Genomic DNA, 17681 nt, shown 5'->3' on the forward strand with positions numbered 1-17681 from the left:
GACGGGGGCGGTCGCGTTTCCGGTGCAGGTGCCGGAAGGAGCCCAGGGCGAGGGGCCGGAGGTGACGGAGCTGCGCGCGCGGCTGGCCGAGCGCGACGCCGAGCTGAAGGCGACCCTGGCGAGGCTGCACCTCTACGAGGATGAGGCCCTCTACGCCGAGGCCGAGGCCCTGGGAATCACGGAGATGGTGAAGGCCTCTGGCCTCCCCGCCCGGCAGCAGCGCCGGCTGGCGGTGGCCATCGTCCGCGAGGCGGCTCGCAACAACATCGACCCGCTCCTGGTGGTGGCCGTGATCCGCTGCGAGAGCTCCTTCAACAACTACGCGGTGTCCCACGTGGGGGCCATGGGCCTGATGCAGGTGATGCCGGCCACCGGCACCTGGCTGGCGGACAAGGCCGGCCTGCGGCTGGGCCGCTCCAGCAACCTCTTCGACTCGGAGACCAACGTGGAGCTGGGGACCGCGTACCTGGCGGACCTCATCCAGCGCTTCGGCACCGTGGAGAAGGCCCTGGTCGCCTACAACGCCGGCCCCGGGCTGGCCCGCCGCATCCTGGCCAAGAAGGAGGCGCGCACGAAGTTCATGGCCGGCTACCCCGCCAAGGTCGTGAAGGAATTCCGCAAGCTGAAGGCCGAGCAGACCAAGCAGCTCACACTGCGAGAGGCCCAGAAGGCGCACGGTCAGAAGAGCTGAGCGCTGAGCGACACGCCTTGCGACGGATGCACGACAGTCGCGAGAAAGTTGCGGGGTGGGGGGTAACCAAACCCGCGAACACTGTGCACTGTGCGCCGGGCGGGAGCACCCCACGGGTCCTCCGTGGAAGGACTGGAGCGAAGACGCTCCAGCCAGGGCTCCGCGCCAACCTGGAGAGCACAGCAATGGCGGCGCTACAGATCCACCGTGAAGAGTCCGCAGGTTTCGTGACGCTGCGACTGGAAGGCACGCTGGACGGCAAGACGGCGGAAGAAGTCCAGACCTCCCTGAGCGCCCTGAGCGGGTGTGAGGTCGTCCTGGACTTCGCCCACCTGCGGGAGTTCAAGGACAGCGCCGTGGGTGTCCTGACTCGAGGCCTGGTGGAGCGCCCCGTCCAGCTGCGTGGCCTGGCCACCCACCACGAGCGGATGTTCCGGTACTTCGGTGTGGGCACAGGGACGTCGCCGCGCCCCGCGTACTACACGCCCGAGGACCTCTTCCTGTCGTAGGCGCTTCGCCGCCTCGGGAGGGAGGGAGCGTCCGCGGCGCGAGCCCGGACGCGAGGCGTGTTGGCAATCGAGGGAGTCGGCTACAGTGGCGGCAGATGAACCAGCCTGCCCGCGCCCTCTCCCCGGTGCCTTCCCTCGCAAACGCGCGCTCGGCGATGGAACGCATCGCCACCCAGCTGGGCCGCGCGGTGCAGGGAAAATCCGCCCAGCTCCAGCTCGTGGTGACGTCCCTGGTCGCCGGCGGCCATGTGCTGCTGGAGGACGTCCCGGGTGTGGGCAAGACGACGCTCGCCGAGGCCCTGGCCAAGGCCTGTGGCCTGAGCTTCGCCCGCGTCCAGTTCACCGCGGACCTGATGCCCGCCGACGTGCTGGGCGCCCAGGTCTTCCACGCGCAGACGGCCACCTTCCAGTTCCGTCCCGGTCCCCTCTTCCGGCAGCTCGTGCTGGCGGATGAGCTGAACCGCGCCCCGCCGCGCACCCAGTCCGCGCTGCTGGAGGCCATGGCGCAGGGCCAGGTCTCCCTGGACGGCGCCACGCACGTGCTGCCCGCGCCCTTCACCGTGGTGGCCACGCAGAACCCGGTGGACTTCTCCGGCACCTACCCGCTGCCGGACTCGCAGCTGGACCGCTTCATGGTGCGCATGTCCCTGGGCCACCCGACGCCGGAGGTGGAGGCCGGGCTGCTCGTCACCCGCGACGGCACGCCGCCCCTGGACGCGGTGGAGAGCGTCTCCGGTCCCGAGGAGCTGGCGTCGCTGCGCGCGTTCGCGGCGGCGCTCCGGCTGGACGCGTCAGTGGCGGACTACGTGGTGCGGCTGGCCACGGCCACGCGCTCACACGGAGACCTGGAGCGAGGCGCCTCCACCCGCGCGGTGCTCGCGCTGGGCGCGGCCGCTCGGGCCAACGCGCTGTGGGAGGCCCGGGACTTCGCCACGCCCGGAGACGTCCGCGCGGTGCTGGTGCCCTGCTGGGCCCACCGCATCCTGCTGCGCAGCGCCGTGCAGGGCGTGTCCGCGCGCGACGAGGCGGCGCACCTGCTGGAGGAGATCGCCCGAAAGGTCCCGGCGCCCCGGTGAAGTCCCGGCTGCCGTCATGGTGGGCCCGGGTTCGCTCGCGGCTCCGCCCGCCGCGCACCCTGAAGGTGACGCGCATCGGGCGCACCTATCTGGTCGTGACGTTCGGCGTGGGCCTGGGCGCCCTCAACACCGGCAACAACCTCCTCTACCTGCTGCTGGGCCTGCTGCTGAGCATGGTGGTGGTGTCGGGCGTCCTGTCCGAGCGGTGCCTGCGCTACCTGTCGGTGCGGCGCGTGGGCGCGGACGCGGCCTTCGCCCAGGAGCCCTTCGCCTTCCGGTGGGCCCTCTCCCGCGGCCACGGCCACGCCTTCGCGCTCACGCTGTCGGAGACGGGCTCGCCGCTCACCGGTACGGGCGGCGTGGGCTACCTGCCCGCGGGGGTGGAGCACGTCGTGCGAGCGGACCTCACCGCGCCCCAGCGCGGGCCCGTGCTGCTCACGGGCGTGCGCGTCACCACCACCTGGCCGCTGGGGCTGTTCGCCAAGACGCGCACCTTTCCGCTGGAGAGCACGCTGCTCGTCTATCCGCGGCGGACCTACGCCTGCCAGGACCCGGGCGCGCCGGAGCAAGGCCCCGTGGGCGACGCGGGCAACCCCCGCCGCAATGACGGCAATGGGGACTTGAGCGGTCTGCGGGAGCTGGCGCCGGGTGAGGACGCCCGGCGCATCCACTGGATGAAGAGCGCCTCCGCCGGGAAGCTGCTGCGGGTGGAGCGCGAGCGCGAGGAGCGGCGCACCTTCATGCTGACGGTGGCGGACGGGCTCGACGCGGAGGCGCTCGAGCGCCGCTGCGAGGAAGTGGCCGCGCTGGCCCACCGGCTCATCGAGGAAGGTCACGAGGTGGGCCTGGACACGCCGGAGGAGCGCCTCCGCCCCGCCGCGGGCACGGCCCAGGAGCGGCGCCTGCTGCGGGTGCTGGCGTGGCTGGGGCACGCGCGCCCTCGCGGTGACGAGGAGGCGGCATGAGGAAGGGCACGCGGCTGAGGCTGGCGCTGCGGGACCTGGGCTCCGGGTTCGCCTTCGCGTCCATGGCGGTGTCTGGCCAGCTCCCCATCTGGTCGTTGGTCCTCTACGGCGTGGCCCTGGTGGTCGCGCTGGCGGGGCGGCGTCCCTTCTCCAACCGGGTGAAGCTCACGGCGCTGCTGCTGCTGGCCGTGGCGCTGACGCTGGGCACGAACGTGCTCGCGGGCTCGCTCAACCTGGTGGTGGCGGCCTGTGCCTTCGCGGGCCTCATCTCCGCGCAGCGCCTGCTGTCCACGCCGGACGCGACCACCGACGGACAGGTCCACCTGTCCGGCCTGTTGATGGTGGCGGGCGGCGCGGCCCTCTCCGGTGAGCTCGTCTACGGCCTCTTCCTGATTGTCTTCGGCGTGCTGGCCAGCATCGCCCTGGCGCTGGGCGTGGTGGAGTCCGCCGTCCCCGAAGGCGAGCCGGTCCCGGTGCGCGCGGTGATGGGCCCGCTGGCCACCGGCGTGGGCTTCGCCGTGGTGGGCGCGGTGGCCTTCTTCGTCCTCTTCCCCCGCCTCAACTGGAACATGATTGGCCCCAGCGCCTCGCCCGGCCTGGGCGTGGCCACCGCGGGCTTCTCCAACACCGTGCGGCTGGGGGGCGCGGGCACCATCAAGGGCAACCCGCGCATCGTGCTGCGCGCCACCCTGTCCCCGGACCCGGAGAAGGACGCGCTCGACGCGTACTGGCTGGGCCGCACCTATGACGTCTTCGACGGCCAGGAGTGGTCCAGCGCGCGCACCACCAGCGACGGCGCCGGGTTCATGACGACGCTGCGGCCGGGCCGGGAGAACCTGGTCCACCAGCGCGTGGAGCTGATGCCCGCGTACGGCGCGCGCACGCTGGTGGCGATGGAGACGCCCTCGCGGCTGGGCAACGCCGTGACGAACACGCGGCAGGGCTCCCGGCGCACCCAGATCGAGGAACGGGGCGGCGGCGAGGTGCGCTTCCGCGACGCCGGCATCTCGTATTCCTATGAGGCCTACAGCCTGCCACCCGGCGCCAGCGGTGACGACGTCCAGGACCTGCCCCCGGAGGAGCAGGACGCCCTGCTGGCGCTGCCGGAGGGGCTGGACGTCCGCGTCGCCCAGACGGCCGCGCGGGTGCTGAATGGCGAACGCGACCCGCTGGCCGCCGCGCGGAAGCTGTCCGCGTGGCTGCAACGCGAATACAGCTACACGCTGGAGTTGAGCGGCGACGTGCCAGACCCGGTCGCCGACTTCCTCTTCCAGCGCAAGCAGGGCCACTGCGAGCACTTCGCCACCGCGCTCACGTTGATGCTGCGCACCCAGGGCATGCGGGCGCGGCTGGCCACCGGCTTCTTCGGCGGCGAGCGCGTGACGGGCGGCTACGTGGTCCGCGCGGGTGACGCCCATGCCTGGACGCACGTGCTGGTGCCGGGACGCGGCTTCATCACCGTGGACGCGACGCCGCCGGCCCACCGCGCGAGCCAGTCTCCGCGCCTGCTGGAGCAGCTCATCAACTTCTACGAGGTCGTGGAGTCGCAGTGGCGCGACGTCGTCCTGGACTACAACTTCCGGGATCAGCTGACGGTCCTCCGCTCGCTCAGTCGCTCGCACGAGGTTCCGAAGAAGGACGAGCCGCCTGGCCGTGCGCCGCCTCCCCGGGCCTTCGGTGCCGCGCTGCTCGCCGCCGCCGCGGCCTATGCCGCCTGGCGGTTGCTGACGCGGTTCCTGTCGCGTGAGCGGCCGCTGGAGGCCACGCGCTTCGCGGATGCGGTGGAGGCGCAGCTCACCTCCGCGCGAATCACGCGCGGCGAGGGAGAGACGCTGGAAGCGCTGGACGCGCGGCTTGCCCGGGAGCGGCATCCGCTGGCCCCCGCCCTGGCACCCGTCACCCGGCGCTACCTGGAAGCCCGCTTCGGCGGCCGCCCGCTCCTGCAGGGAGAGGCCACGCGGCTGCTGGCGGACCTGAGACGCGCCGTGCTCACGCAGACCCAGCGCGGCGCCAGAGAGGGCACTCGCCCGCCCCAAGCGCGCGCTTCCTGACACCCTGGCTTCAGTCCCCGCGCCTGTCTGTCCGGCTGCCCACCTCGCGTGCCCGCGGCCCGAGCGTGTCAGCGGCCTGAGGCGTCGTTACGCCTTTTCCGGCGGGGCGGCCACGTCGTGGGACGGGCATCGCTCCAACGGCCGCGCCCCCACTGGGAGCACGGCCCCGCGCAGCCCCCGGGAGGCCCGAATGCGAACAGTTCTGAATCTCCTACAGCTAGCGCATCCGGTGATTCATGCCGGTGCAACGTAACGGTTACAGGATTGCGGCTTCGGAGACGCCGCTGGAGCGCGCCAACCCCTCGCAGACATTGGGGATGGCCCTTCGGGGCAGGTTGGCATTTCCGTTGCTCAAGCTCCCGTCGTCACGTCGTCAGACGAAATCCATTCATCTTCGGCCTCCCCGCGAGGCCCACCGTCGGAGAAATCATTCATGCAGGCATCCACCGAGCAGTCGTCCAACTCCGGCTCCCTGGCGATGTACCTTTCGGAGATCAACCACTACTCCCTCCTCAAGGTGGAGGAGGAGCAGGAGCTCGCGCGCCGCTTCCTCAAGGGCGACCTGGCGGCCGGGCACCGGATGGTGACCGCCAACCTGCGCTTCGTGGTGAAGGTCGCCTACGAGTACCGCTCCTACGGCATCAAGATGTCCGACCTCATCCAGGAGGGGAACATCGGCCTGATGAAGGCCGTGCAGAAGTTCGATCCGGACAAGGGCATCCGCCTCATCTCCTACGCCGTCTGGTGGATTCGCGCGTACATCCAGAACTACATCCTCAAGAGCTGGTCGCTCGTGAAGCTGGGGACCACCCAGGCGCAGCGGAAGCTGTTCTTCAGTCTGGCCCGCACGCGCCGCGAGCTGGAGAAGTTCGGCAGCGGCGACGCGGCGGTGAACGTGGATGACATCGCCCGCCGGCTGCACGTGAAGCCGGGCGAGGTGCGGGAGATGGAGCAGCGCATGGGTGGCCGGGACTTGTCGCTGGACGCGCCCATGGGCGAGGACGGCGGCAACAGCCACGTGGACTTCGTGGTGAGCGCCGCGGCCCCGCAGGACGACGAGTTCGCGGACAAGGAGGAGGCGGGCCTCATCAACGCCCGCGTCCGCACCGCGCTGATGCGCCTGGACCCGCGCGAGCGCTTCATCATCGAGCAACGCGTCATGAACGAGCGCCCCATGACGCTCAAGGAGCTGGGTGAGCACTTCGGCTTCTCGCGCGAGCGCGCCCGCCAGTTGGAGATTCGCGCCAAGGAAAAGCTCAAGTCGGAGCTGGCCGCGCTCATGGCCGAGGTGGACCCGGAGGCCGTCGCCGTCCAGCAGTGAGCCGGGGTTGGCGCGGCCAGCTGCCCCGGCATTCCGGGGCTGGCCCGCCTCGAAGCGCCTCCGCCCTGCTGGCGGGGGCGCTTGCCATTTGAAGGCGTTGTTTCACGGTCGGCCGTGGGCCTGCTAGAAGGGGCCGGTTTCCCTTCGAAGGAGCCCCCCGCTTGGCCCACGGTTCGCCGCCGATCTCCGAGGATCGCGTCCCGGTCGCTCAAACGCTCGCGACAGTCGCCCATACGCCGTACGTCCCCCCCGACAAGTCTCCGGCGGAGATGACGATGCGGGCCCTGGTGCTTGGCTCGGTGCTGGGCATCGTGTTCGCCGCCTCGTCCGTGTACCTGGCCATCAAGGTGGGCCTCACAGTCTCGGCGTCCATTCCCGTCGCGGTGCTCTCCATCGCCATCTTCCGGGCCCTGGGCAACTCCAGCATCCTGGAGAACACCATCGTCCAGACGACGGGCTCGGCCGGTGAGTCGCTCGCCTTCGGCGTGGCCGCCGCGCTCCCCGCCCTGCTGCTGCTGGGCTACGACATCAGCCTCACCCACGCCTTCCTCACGGCGGCGCTGGGCGGTGTGCTGGGCGTGCTGATGATGATTCCGCTGCGCCAGGGCCTCATCGTCCAGGAGCACGGCAGGCTGCCCTACCCGGAGGGCACCGCCAGCGCGGACGTGCTCATCGTCGGCGAGCAGGGCGGCACCAACGCCCGCACCGTCATCACCGGCTTTCTGGTGGGCGGCGTCTACAAGCTCGCCTACTCCGGCATGAAGCTGTTCCGCGAGGTGCTGAGCACGCCGCTGCAGGGGCTCAAGAGCGCCACCGTCTCCACCGAGGTCAGCCCGGAGCTGCTGGGCGTGGGCTACATCATCGGCCCCCGCGTGGCGGCCATCACCTTCGCGGGTGGTGTGCTGAGCTACCTCATCCTCATCCCGGCCATCTCCTTCTTCGGCGGCGGGCTGGAGACGCCGCTGCTGATGCACAACGGCCAGCTCATCCGGGACATGTCGCCGGACGAGATTCGCAACGCCTACGTGCTCTACATCGGCGCGGGCGCCGTGGCGACGGGCGGCCTCATCAGCCTCATCCGCTCGCTGCCCACCATCGTCGGGGCCTTCAAGCGCAGCCTGGAGACGCTGAAGGCGTCGCGGGGCCAGGGCGCCATGCCGCAGCTCTTGCGCACGGAGCAGGACCTGCCCATCACGCTGGTGCTGGGCGGCAGCGCGATGCTGGTGCTGGCCATCTGGCTGGCGCCGCCGCTGGAGGTGAACTTCATCTCCGCCATCCTCATCGTCATCTTCGGCTTCTTCTTCGTCACGGTGAGCGCGCGCATCACCGGAGAGATTGGCAGCTCGTCCAACCCCATCTCCGGCATGGTGGTGGCCACGCTGCTCATCACCTGCCTCGTGTACCTGCTCATGGGCTGGACGTCGTCCGAGGACCGCTTCATGGCCCTCACCACGGCGGCCATCGTCGGCATCGCCGCGTCCAACGGCGGCACCACCGCGCAGGACCTCAAGACGGCCTTCCTGGTGGGCGGCACGCCCCGGCGCCAGCAGGTGGCGCTCTTCGTCGGCGTGCTCACCAGCGCGATGTTCATCGGCCTGGTGCTGGTGACGCTCAACCGCGGCGCCACCGTCACCATCCCCGAGCCCCACCCGGGCGTGAAGGTGACGGAGTTCTCCAACGAGACGCGCGTCCAGCACACCTTCCCCTGGGCCGTCTCCGCCGACACCCTGGCCGCGCGCGGCCTGGACGTGGCGGCGCTGCGCAAGGCCGTCTGGGCGCAGGGCTACGAGCTGAACACGCAGGGCGCCACGCCGGAGCTGCGCAGCTGGCGCGACGTGTCCTCGCAGGACCTGGGCGCGGTGACGCTCAACGTCCCCAGCGGCGCCCCCATCCAGGTGGCGGACCTGGGCGCCGTCACGGACGGCCCGGAGCGCACCTACAAGGAAGGCTACGTGCGCGGCGCGGACACGCCGGTGCCCGCGGGCAAGTACCTGCTCGATGCGTCCGACACCATCCAGTACGTGGTGGACCCGGGCATCGGCGGCCGCATCAGCGTCTACGAAGGCCAGCAACTGACGCGCTACGCGGCGCCCAAGGCGCAGCTCTTCGCGCTCATCATCGACGGCATCCTCACCCAGAAGCTGCCGTGGGACCTGGTGCTCCTGGGCGTGTTCATCGCGCTGATGCTGGAGCTGTGCGGCGTGTCCTCCCTGCCCTTCGCGGTGGGCGTGTACCTGCCCATCAGCAGCAGCGCGCCGCTCTTCGTGGGCGGCATGGTGCGCTACTTCGTGGACCGCATCCGCGGCGGTGAGTCCGACTTCTCGCCGGGCACCCTGCTCTCCTCCGGCTTCATCGCCGGTGGCTCCATCGCGGGCGTGCTCATCGCCTTCCTGGAGATCGCCACCGACGGAGCAGGCTCCCGCGCGCTGAACCTGCCCGCCCTGCTGGGCAACCAGGGCGGCCTGGGCAGCTTCCTCAACCTGGTGGGCGAGAGCGAGCACGCCCACCCGCTGTGGTCCAACCTCTGGGGCCTGCTCTTCTTCGGCGGCCTCACGCTGTTCCTGCTGCGCTCCGCCCTCAAGGGCCAGAGCGCCGCCGTGTCCCCGCCGCCGCAAAAGGAAGCGTAGGCCGGGTGAACCACCGCTAAGACACTCCGGGGCGGCGAGGCGCAATCCTCGCCGCCTCGCTCATTTCCGGGCGGGTGCGGCGTGCCTCCTGAAACCCCGTCCAGGAGGCGGCGCGCACCCACCCGGGCCGGCGCGCTCAGAGCGGCGAGTGGGAAGGCGGCACGTGCTCGGGCGGCGCGACGCCAGCGGCCCCCGCGGCCTCCGCGCACACGTACTCCGTGCGCAGCGGCGCGACGACGCCGAAGGTCGCCGCGAAGACGACGGGGCCCCACCACGGCCAATACACATCCACGCGGGAGAAGCCGTGCTGGCACGCCGGCGTCACCACGTTCGAGGTCGTCAGCCCGGCGACCAGGCTCACGCCCGTTTGCTGCTCGGGCGCCCCTCCGCGCGGCGCTCCGGAGCGGAGGCTCATCCGGAAACACCCTGTCAGCGAGAGCAGCAGCAGCGAACACATCAGCAACCGCGCCATGGACGTCGCCCCGCTCCGGCGGATGACGCATGTGGCAACACAACCGGAAATCCCCGTCATTCTCATCCCCGTCACGGGGACGTCACCCAAGCCCTGGGACTTCCACGGGCCGTGTCCTGGGTGGCCGTCCAAAATCGGGTTAGGCTCGGGTGACAGCATGGCCCACCCCCCTAAAGCCATCCAGGAATCCAACGCGGAGCCTCAGCTTTCGCCCGAGGCACGCGAGAAGGTCGAATTGGCGAAGACGTTCGCCTTCCACCTGCTCAAGGGCATCAAGCAAATCGGGATGTATCGCCACAACGAGTCGCGCTTCCCGGAGTTCCTCGGGAAGGCGCTCGAGTCGATTTCCTCCTACACGGAGAAGTTCGGGCCCCTGTCGATGAAGGTGGAGCAGCAGAACTTCCTGCTCCTCGGCGAGGCGCTGTTCTCCGAAGACACCCCGCTGCCCTACAAGTTCTTCCGCGACGGCATCCGGCAGCTCATCTTCCGCCCGGGCCTCACGGTGGAGGAGCTGACCACCTTCACGCTCATCGCCCTGTCCGAGCCGGAGCGCGGCGCGGAGGACGTGCTCGCGCAGCTGTGGCGCGCGAGCATGGAGCACGTGGAGTACGTGGTGGTGGAAGGCTTCTCCATGGAGAACGCCTCCGAGGAGGAGGTGCAGGTCGAGGTGGACAAGGTGGTGGGCTACCTCTACTCGCGCCTGCAGACGAACTCGGATGACTACCTGCGCTTCGCGCGTGTGTCCGCGGAGGACCTGGACGCCAGGCTGGACGGCGTGGAGCAGATTCGCGGCCTCGTGGTGGGCGGACGACACGCCTCGGACGAGCTGAAGGCGAAGCTGCAGCGCGAGGTCTCCGAGGAGGAGAACGCCCGGCTGTTCCCCAAGCTGGTGAGCGCCGTGTTCCAGGTGGTGGAAGGCGGCGTGGATGACGCGTCCCTGCTCGAGGAGATCTTCGTGCAGCTCCTGGACATGCACCTCCTCCAGGACGACTTCGGCACCGTCAACCAGATTGTCCTCAAGCTGCGCGCGCTGTCCCAGCGCGAGGGCAGCGAGGACCTGGCGAAGATGCTGGAGAACTTCCTCCACAAGATGGGTGAAGAGCAGCGCCTGATGCGCGTGGGCGAGTCACTCAAGACGACGCGGCCGAAGAACCCCGCGGACGTGTCGCGCTACCTCCAGGGGTTGGACCGGGACTCCATCATCCCCCTGCTGTCGGTGCTGGAGAGCATCGAGGTCGCCGACAACCGCACCTTGCTGTGTGACGCCCTCGCGGGGTTCGCGCGCGAACTGCCCGAACCCTTCGTCGCGCGACTGATGTCAGACCGGCCTCAGACAGTGCGCGACATGGTCTACATCCTGGAGAAGAGCAACCACCCGGAGCGGGTGAAGATGTTCGGCCAGGTGCTCAAGAGCCCCAACCTGGTGGTGAAGCTGGAGGTGCTCAACATCATCGGCCGCGGCCGGACGGGCGAGGCCCGGCGCATCATCGTGGACGCGCTCGCGGACCCCATCTCCCAGGTGCGCATGCTGGCCGCGAAGCTGCTGCCGGAGTTCGACCGCGACAAGGGCTACGTGGACCTGATGCGCGTGGTGCGGGAGCCCGGCTTCGACAAGAAGACGCCCGACGAGCGCGCCGCGGTGTACGCGGCCATCGGCTCCACGGGCACCCCGGGCGCCCTGTCGATGATGCAGCAGATGCTCGCGACGAAGCCCTCGCTGCTCAACAAGAAGCGCGTGCTGGAGGACAAGCTGCTGGCCATCCACGGCCTGGGCGGCGCGTGCTCCATCCAGGGCTACAAGATGTTGCAGGCGGTGGTGGAGGACAAGAACCAGCCGCTGGAGGTCCTCACCGCGGCTCGCAAGGCGATGTACCAGACGAAGAAGACGCTCTTCGGAGACTCTGCGCTGTCGGAGGAGGCATAGGCGCATGGCCGACAACCTGAAAATCACCCAGTCGCAGGACGAGAACACCAGCGAGTTCGGCCGCGAGCACAACGAGAAGCTCCAGGGCCTGGCGCGCTCGCTGGTGGCCGGCATGTACATGCTGGTGCGCTCGGTGAAGATGTATGACCCGGAGAACGCCGTCTTCCAGAAGCCGCTGCACCAGCTCCAGGACATCATCAATCAAATCATCGGCAAGGAAGGCCGCCTGGAGCTCACGGGCGTCAAGGAGTCCTTCTACCTGAACGGCATGCTGGTGAAGGTGGACCTCAACTCCATCGAGAACCAGCGCTACCTGCTGGCGGAGCTGCGCTCGAAGGACGTGGGTGGCTTCACGCTCACCAAGCCCGTCACCGTTCCCGACCTGAAGAACTTCATCTGGATCTTCAGCAAGGAGCAGACGGCCGCGTCCGAAGAGGACGGCCTGTCCAACCGCAAGCTGCTCAACATGCGGGTGGCCAAGTTCTCCAAGCTGAAGGAGAAGCTGAACAAGGACCTGGACAACCCGGGCGACCAGAAGGTGGACCGCAAGAAGTACGCGATGACCATCTACGCGCGCGCCGTGTTCTTCCTCTCGAAGTACCTGCAGTCGGTGCGCGCCGGTAAGCCCATCAACGCCTCCAAGGCGCTGCGCCTGGTGCAGGACTTCGTCGACATCTCCTACGAGCAGCGGACGCACTTCCTGGGCATGACGACCATGCGGCGCGAGGACGACTACCTCGTGTACCACCAGGTCAACGTGTGCCTCATGTGCGTCGTCTTCGGCGCGGAGCTGGGCCTGACGAAGCCGCAGCTGCGCGACCTGGGCTACATCGCCCTCTTCCACGACGCCGGCATGGCCACGCTGTCGGAGGAGCTGTCGACGAAGCGCGGCGCCCTGACGGCCGAGGAGAAGCAGGCGGTGCAGCGCGCGCCGCTCATCTCCGTGCGCAACATCCTGATGGAGAAGGGCTTCAGCCGCTCCACGCTGCTGCGCGTGGTGACGACGTTCGAGCACAAGACGGACTTCGGCACCGCCGTGCGCGACTCCCGCGGCAACATCCAGATGATCATCCCGAAGACGAACCTCGGGGCGTACGCGAAGATCATCGCCATCTGCGACGCGTACGACGCCCTCACCTCGAAGCGCCCCTACCGGGATGCCTACGGCCCGGAGGTGGCGCTGATGCTGATGTGGTCGGAGATGCGGAACAAGTTCGACCCGGAGCTGCTGTCCGTCTTCATGCGGGTGATGGCCATCCAGCCCGTGAAGGTGCTGTCCAAGCGCCAGCAGTCGCTCAGCGTGTCCGGCCTGTAGTCCGCTTCGCGCCGCCCGCCGCCTTCCGGGGCGCGGGCTGCTTTCGGGTGGCGGGCGGTGCCTCCGGCGCGGGGACGGTGGCCCGGAGCAGCGTCAGGGCCGCCTCGAAGTCCGCGGGGATGGGCGCCTCCAGCTTCAGCACCTTGCCCGTGCGCGGGTGCGCGAAGGACAGGCGCCACGCATGGAGCGCCTGACGCCCCAGCCGCTCCTGGGCCTGCGCCGCGGCGCCCTTCGGCTTGCGTCCGGCGCCGTAGAGCGCGTCACACAGCAGGGGGTGGCTGGCTTCGGACAGGTGCACGCGAATCTGGTGCGTGCGGCCGGTGAGCAGGTCCACCTCCACCAGCGCGGCGCCTTCGAAGGCCTCGAGGACGCGGTACACGGTGACGGCGTGCTTGCCCTCCTTCACCTTGCCCGTGAAGCGCTGGCGGTGGACGGGGTGACGGCCGTAGAGCGTCTCGATGCGCCCCTCCGCGGGCGGCACGCCGTGCACCAGCGCCAGGTACGTCTTCTCCACCGCGCGTGTCTTGAAGGCCTTCTGGAGCGCCACCAGCGCCTGCTCGTTCTTCGCCACGACGAGGCAGCCGGTGGTGTCCTTGTCGAGCCGGTGGACGATGCCGGGCCGCAGCTCGCCCCCGACACCGGCCAGGTCCTTCACCCGGTGCAGCAGCGCGTTGACCAGGGTGCCGGAGGCGTGGCCCGCGCCGGGGTGGACGACCATGCCCGCCGCCTTGTCGACGACGACCAGGTCGCGGTCCTCGTGCAGCAGCGCCAGCGGGAGCTCCTCCGCCAACGGGACGGCGGGAACGGGCGCGGGAATGTGGAGGACGAGCAGCTCACCGCCGCGCAGCCGCCGGGCCGGCTTGGCCGGCTTGCCGTCCGTGAGCACATGCCCGGCCTCGATGAGGCCGTGGATGCGGGAGCGCGTGAGGTCCGGGAACGCGCGCGCGAGGTACTGATCGACGCGCTCGCCGCGAGCTTCGGGCGGAGCGCGGAGCTCTCGCGTGTCGGGCGCTACCACGGGGAGGGGGTTACCAGATCTTCGACTTCACATGCGCCTTCGAGCGCAGGACGATGTCGTTGATCGCCCGCTCGAAGAAGTTCATCTTCGTGAAGATCTCCTGGCTGACGCGGCTCTTGTAGAGCTCGCGGCCCTCTTCCAGTTCCTCCTTGAGGACCTCGAAGAGGTTGTCCTGTTCGATTCCCTTGATGATCTTCTGCTCGTTGTAGAGCGAGATATCCGAGGCAATCGCACGGGCGAGCCGCATCGCCTTGACCTTTTCCTCGTCCGTCATCGTGCTACCTACTTAGGCAGCGGCGGAAGGCGAGTCAACTTTCCTCGCAACGCCGGTGACATCCCAGCACTTCCGGGCGGCGCCCCTACTTCCGGCCTGCCTTCTCAGAAGACAGGGCCAGGTAGCTCTTGGAGACGCGGAGTGGATCCAACCCCAGCTCACGGGCGAGGTTCATCAGGATACCTCGCAGGTAGACGGCGGGCGGGAGCGCGGTGTAGCGGTCCGCCTCCACGTTCTCCAGGTGACTGCGCGTGATGCGGGTGCGGTCGGCCACCTGCTGGAGGGTCATCCCCCGGGCCTCGCGGACCTGACGGAGCAGCTCGCCGTTGAACTCGGCGTCGGACGGGATTTCCGGGATGCGAGGCCGGGGCTCCCGGGCCCGCGACGCGACCTGGGACACCTGCGCCAGCGCCGCCTCCGCCGTGGCGATGGCGGAGTCCTGGGCGAGCTGCGGTGCGTCTCCCAGGGGCCGCCCAGGGCGCGCCCCCGCCCGGCCGGGCTCGGCCTGCGCCTCCGCGGAGGGCCCCGGATGGACAGGGACGATGGCGGTCGACTCGGCCTCGGGCGTCGGGCTGGAGGGCTCCGGGGGCGCCGACGGCACCTGGCTGGCGCTTGCGGGGAGCGGCGAATCGCTGGCCGGAACGGCGCCAGGCACCACCGCGGCGGCCCCCTGGGCCACGGCCGGCTCACCCACCGGAGCCGCGGGCACCGCACTGGAAGCCTCGCGCGGCGACTCAGCGCTCGCGACCTCCGTGCCCGTCCCATCCGACGAAGCCTGGGGCTGGATCGACGCCACGGGGACATCCACCGCGCTCCCCATCCGCTGCGTGTCCTGCAGCGAGCTGGACACATACGCGAACGAGAACCCACGGAAGAACGACGCCCGGAAGTCCGCCTGTCCCAGGGTCGCGGGCATCGGCTCCGCCCGAGGCTCCGTCGCCTGGTCCGCGGCCTCCCCTTCCCCGTCCCGCCCCGTGCTCGCGATCTCCGAGTCCTCCACCGGCACGTCTCGCACTGCCCCTGGCCTCCCGTTCGTCCCCGCTTCGGGGACCTGCGTCGAAAGGCGGCCAGTCTCATCTTCCGCGCCGGGTGCGGCAACCCCCACCAGCGCCGGCTCCGCACGCTTTTCCACCGGCGCGTCGGCGTGGGGCACCGAGCCCCCCGTCGCCGCCGCGTCCATCAACCGGCGGGCCGGGAGCCCCAGGTCCTTGTCGTACTCGGCGCGCAGCTCTTCGTCGGAGAGAATCTCCAGCGCCTCGGCCATCCGAGCGCGGAGCCCATCCACCTGGCCCTCGTCCACGAGCGCATAGACGGCGATGGAGTCCGGCGAATACAGCTCACTGAGCCGTTCGTACGCCGCCCGAATCTCCTCCATCGGCGCGGTGACGGGGACTTCGAGAATCTCGTAATAGGTCTGCTGCTCGAAGGGCTTCATGGTGTGGAGCGCTGGGGGGAGCCGTCGAGTGCGAGGATACGCGTTGCGATGCCCTGAATGGCAGTGGCCGCCGCGGAATCCGGCCGCTCAAGGAGGACGGGCTTGCGCTTGCGCACCGCGCGCCACGCCTCGTCGTCGTAGCGGATGGCCCCCAGGACATCCATTTCGATGCCAAAGAACTTCTTCCATGCGGCGGCCACGGACGCGCCCACCGACAGGTCCGCATCCGTGCGCGCCTGGTTCACCACGAGCCGGATGCGGAACGCGGACAGCTCCCGCTCCAGGCGCTCCGCGATGGCCGGGTCCTTGCGCCGGGCCTGCGCCAGCACGTCATGCAGCGTGCGCAGCGCCCCCTCTCGGGTGGTGAGCGCGTCCTCCACCAAGTCCTCGATGCCGTACTGCGACTCCACCTGCTGGAGCTTGCGGAAGAAGGCCGCCTTCGCGAAGCGGTAGGCGTTCTCCACCGACGTGGGCTCGGGCAGCATCACCAGCACGCCGTGGTCGGCGAGGATGAAGAAGTCGATGGTGTTGAAGCTCGTCCCCGCGCCCAGGTCCAGGATGAGGTAGTCCGCCGACGTGCCCATCAACGTCCGCAGCAGCTTCTGCTTCTGCGCGTACTTGAGGTTGGCCGCGTCCAGCGCGTCCTGCGCCCCGGCGATCAGCGAAAGCCTCGGGACGCCGGTGGGGATGATGACCTCTTCCAGCTGCGCCTTGTTCCGCCGCAGGAAGTCGGACAGCGTCGCGTTGGGTTGGCCGACGCCCAGGCACGTGTGCAGGTTGGCGCCGCCCAGGTCCACGTCCACGAGCAGCACGTTGGCCCCGGATTGGGCCAGGGCCACGCCCAGGTTGGCGGACACCATGGACTTGCCAATGCCGCCCTTCCCGCCTCCCACGGCGATGATGCGCCGGGGGCGAGGACGGCGTGACAGACCAGGAGGGCCGGAAGCCATGGGGCCTGGCTCCGTGGGGCCCAGGACACGGGATTCGGTCCGGGGCGCTCGCGAGGGTTGGGACATGCCCCCCCATCAAATCCCGAACCCGGGGTCGCGTCGACTCCCCGACCTTCCGCATCCGTTCAGTGGAACATCCCGGCCCGCCGGTGCGCTGGAAACCCGTCACTCCCGGTGTTTCCAGCCCCGCGGCGAGCCCGGAGGCCTGACAGGCAGGCGCTACTCGTCGAGCAGCTCGACGTTCCAGTACGACGCGTCCGCCAGGTGCAGGAACGGCAGCCACTCCCGGTACGTCACCTTGCGGCTGGCACCGCGGAACAGCGGCGTCCAGCGCGGGCGCACGGGCTTCTTGAGCAGCTTCATGTGGGCCTGCTCTGGCGTCCGCCCACCCTTCCGCAGGTTGCAGGGGACGCAGGAGCACACGACGTTCTCCCACGTCGTCTTGCCCCCCTGCGTGCGCGGCATGACGTGGTCCAGGTTCAGCTCGCTGCGCGGCAGGCTCTTCCCGCAGTACTGGCAGGTGTCGTTGTCGCGCGCGTAGATGTTGAGCCGGGAGAAGCGCACCCGCCCTCGGGGCAGATGGTCATACGCGCTGAGCACCAGGACGCGGGGAACGCGGATGGTGCGCTCGATGGTGGTGATGCAGTCCTGCGTCGCGCTCAGCTCCGCCCAATCCGCGAACTCGTAGAGCCGGTACTGCGAGTCGATGGCCTTGGCCACGCCCAGGTACAGGAGCGTGAACGCCCGCTTCACCGAGGTGACATGCACCGGCTGGTAGTACCGGTTGAGGACAAGCACGGCGCTGTTGATCATGGCGGCTTCCCTGGAATGACGGCCGCGACGGCGTCCGCGACCGCCTGGAGCTCCTCTTCCTCGAGACACCGGACGTCGAGGAGCACCTCGCCATCCGCGATCCTGCCAATAACCGGCGACCTTCCTCCGCGCAGGCGTTCCAGGAATGTTTCCGGCGTCTCTAGGGTGAGGATGCAGGCGAAGGACGGCAACCTGGCCAGCGGCATGGCTCCCCCACCCACCTGTCCCACCACGCTGGCC

General features: G+C 69.7%; 15 protein-coding genes and 1 pseudogene. 9 read left to right on the forward strand and 7 right to left on the reverse strand.

What is annotated here, in order from left to right:
* The 7 genes from G4D87_RS16700 to G4D87_RS16730 all read left to right on the forward strand — a co-directional run.
* The coding region (locus tag G4D87_RS16700) for a lytic transglycosylase domain-containing protein (RefSeq protein WP_163783064.1) at positions 1-691 on the forward strand (691 nt) is incomplete at its 5' end.
* Between the two features lie 185 nt (positions 692-876).
* Positions 877-1200, forward strand: coding sequence for an STAS domain-containing protein (locus G4D87_RS16705; RefSeq protein ID WP_163783065.1), 324 nt, complete (start codon positions 877-879; stop codon positions 1198-1200).
* Between the two features lie 95 nt (positions 1201-1295).
* Positions 1296-2276, forward strand: coding sequence for an AAA family ATPase (locus G4D87_RS16710; protein ID WP_163783066.1), 981 nt, complete (start codon positions 1296-1298; stop codon positions 2274-2276).
* Positions 2273-3241 (forward strand): DUF58 domain-containing protein, encoded by a 969-nt coding sequence (locus G4D87_RS16715; RefSeq protein WP_163783067.1) that lies wholly within the window; start codon positions 2273-2275, stop codon positions 3239-3241. The genes G4D87_RS16710 and G4D87_RS16715 overlap by 4 nt, the downstream gene beginning before the upstream one ends.
* The gene (locus G4D87_RS16720; protein ID WP_163783068.1) at positions 3238-5292 is read left to right on the forward strand and encodes a transglutaminase TgpA family protein; all 2055 of its coding nucleotides are present in this window, start codon (positions 3238-3240) and stop codon (positions 5290-5292) included. The genes G4D87_RS16715 and G4D87_RS16720 overlap by 4 nt, the downstream gene beginning before the upstream one ends.
* Before the next feature lie 433 nt (positions 5293-5725).
* Complete coding sequence (locus G4D87_RS16725; RefSeq protein WP_163783069.1) at positions 5726-6613, forward strand: RNA polymerase factor sigma-32; 888 nt, start codon at positions 5726-5728, stop codon at positions 6611-6613.
* A 161-nt stretch (positions 6614-6774) separates the two neighbouring features.
* Positions 6775-9240 (forward strand): OPT family oligopeptide transporter, encoded by a 2466-nt coding sequence (locus G4D87_RS16730; protein ID WP_163783070.1) that lies wholly within the window; start codon positions 6775-6777, stop codon positions 9238-9240.
* 136 nt (positions 9241-9376) lie between these two features.
* Here G4D87_RS16730 and G4D87_RS16735 read toward each other — a convergent pair whose 3' ends face one another.
* Positions 9377-9712, reverse strand: a complete 336-nt coding sequence (locus G4D87_RS16735) for a hypothetical protein (protein ID WP_163783071.1) — start codon at positions 9710-9712, stop codon at positions 9377-9379.
* 157 nt (positions 9713-9869) lie between these two features.
* On the opposite strand from G4D87_RS16735, the gene G4D87_RS16740 reads away from it, so the two are divergent.
* Together G4D87_RS16740 and G4D87_RS16745 are read left to right on the forward strand one after the other, a co-directional pair.
* Entirely contained in the window at positions 9870-11636 is a 1767-nt protein-coding gene (locus tag G4D87_RS16740; protein ID WP_163783072.1) for a HEAT repeat domain-containing protein, read from the forward strand.
* 4 nt (positions 11637-11640) lie between these two features.
* Positions 11641-12951, forward strand: coding sequence for an HD-GYP domain-containing protein (locus G4D87_RS16745; protein WP_163783073.1), 1311 nt, complete (start codon positions 11641-11643; stop codon positions 12949-12951).
* On the opposite strand, the gene G4D87_RS16750 is transcribed toward G4D87_RS16745, so the two are convergent.
* From G4D87_RS16750 to G4D87_RS16775, 6 genes and pseudogenes are all read right to left on the reverse strand, one after another.
* Positions 12932-13969 carry an RluA family pseudouridine synthase gene (locus tag G4D87_RS16750; protein WP_163783074.1) on the reverse strand — a complete coding sequence of 346 codons (1038 nt, stop codon included), beginning with the start codon at positions 13967-13969 and terminating at the stop codon, positions 12932-12934. The two genes, G4D87_RS16745 and G4D87_RS16750, sit on opposite strands and share 20 nt — an antisense overlap.
* Positions 13970-13979: 10 nt before the next feature.
* Entirely contained in the window at positions 13980-14243 is a 264-nt protein-coding gene (locus tag G4D87_RS16755) for a hypothetical protein (RefSeq protein ID WP_011553384.1), read from the reverse strand.
* Between the two features lie 85 nt (positions 14244-14328).
* Positions 14329-15678: a helix-turn-helix domain-containing protein gene (locus G4D87_RS16760; RefSeq protein ID WP_163783075.1), complete on the reverse strand. Its 1350-nt coding sequence runs from the start codon at positions 15676-15678 to the stop codon at positions 14329-14331.
* Complete coding sequence (locus G4D87_RS16765; protein WP_163783076.1) at positions 15675-16628, reverse strand: P-loop NTPase; 954 nt, start codon at positions 16626-16628, stop codon at positions 15675-15677. Before G4D87_RS16765 ends, G4D87_RS16760 begins: the two co-directional genes overlap by 4 nt.
* 219 nt (positions 16629-16847) lie before the next feature.
* The gene (locus G4D87_RS16770) at positions 16848-17441 is read right to left on the reverse strand and encodes an HNH endonuclease (RefSeq protein ID WP_163783077.1); all 594 of its coding nucleotides are present in this window, start codon (positions 17439-17441) and stop codon (positions 16848-16850) included.
* A pseudogene (locus G4D87_RS16775) lies at positions 17438-17681 on the reverse strand (L-seryl-tRNA(Sec) selenium transferase); the annotation flags it as partial. The gene G4D87_RS16770 and the pseudogene G4D87_RS16775, both read right to left, overlap by 4 nt.

The organism is Myxococcus vastator (genome assembly GCF_010894475.1).
GTDB lineage: Bacteria > Myxococcota > Myxococcia > Myxococcales > Myxococcaceae > Myxococcus > Myxococcus vastator.

What these genes read in the sequence shown, in the direction of transcription:
- G4D87_RS16705 (WP_163783065.1), top strand. Translation starts at nt 877, where the DNA reads ATGGCGGCGCTACAGATCCACCGTGAAGAGTCCGCAGGTTTCGTGACG.
- G4D87_RS16710 (WP_163783066.1), top strand. Translation starts at nt 1,296, where the DNA reads ATGAACCAGCCTGCCCGCGCCCTCTCCCCGGTGCCTTCCCTCGCAAAC.
- G4D87_RS16720 (WP_163783068.1), top strand. Translation starts at nt 3,238, where the DNA reads ATGAGGAAGGGCACGCGGCTGAGGCTGGCGCTGCGGGACCTGGGCTCC.
- G4D87_RS16725 (WP_163783069.1), top strand. Translation starts at nt 5,726, where the DNA reads ATGCAGGCATCCACCGAGCAGTCGTCCAACTCCGGCTCCCTGGCGATG.
- G4D87_RS16735 (WP_163783071.1), bottom strand. Translation starts at nt 9,712, where the DNA reads ATGGCGCGGTTGCTGATGTGTTCGCTGCTGCTGCTCTCGCTGACAGGG.
- G4D87_RS16740 (WP_163783072.1), top strand. Translation starts at nt 9,870, where the DNA reads ATGGCCCACCCCCCTAAAGCCATCCAGGAATCCAACGCGGAGCCTCAG.
- G4D87_RS16745 (WP_163783073.1), top strand. Translation starts at nt 11,641, where the DNA reads ATGGCCGACAACCTGAAAATCACCCAGTCGCAGGACGAGAACACCAGC.
- G4D87_RS16755 (WP_011553384.1), bottom strand. Translation starts at nt 14,243, where the DNA reads ATGACGGACGAGGAAAAGGTCAAGGCGATGCGGCTCGCCCGTGCGATT.
- G4D87_RS16760 (WP_163783075.1), bottom strand. Translation starts at nt 15,678, where the DNA reads ATGAAGCCCTTCGAGCAGCAGACCTATTACGAGATTCTCGAAGTCCCC.
- G4D87_RS16765 (WP_163783076.1), bottom strand. Translation starts at nt 16,628, where the DNA reads ATGGCTTCCGGCCCTCCTGGTCTGTCACGCCGTCCTCGCCCCCGGCGC.
- G4D87_RS16770 (WP_163783077.1), bottom strand. Translation starts at nt 17,441, where the DNA reads ATGATCAACAGCGCCGTGCTTGTCCTCAACCGGTACTACCAGCCGGTG.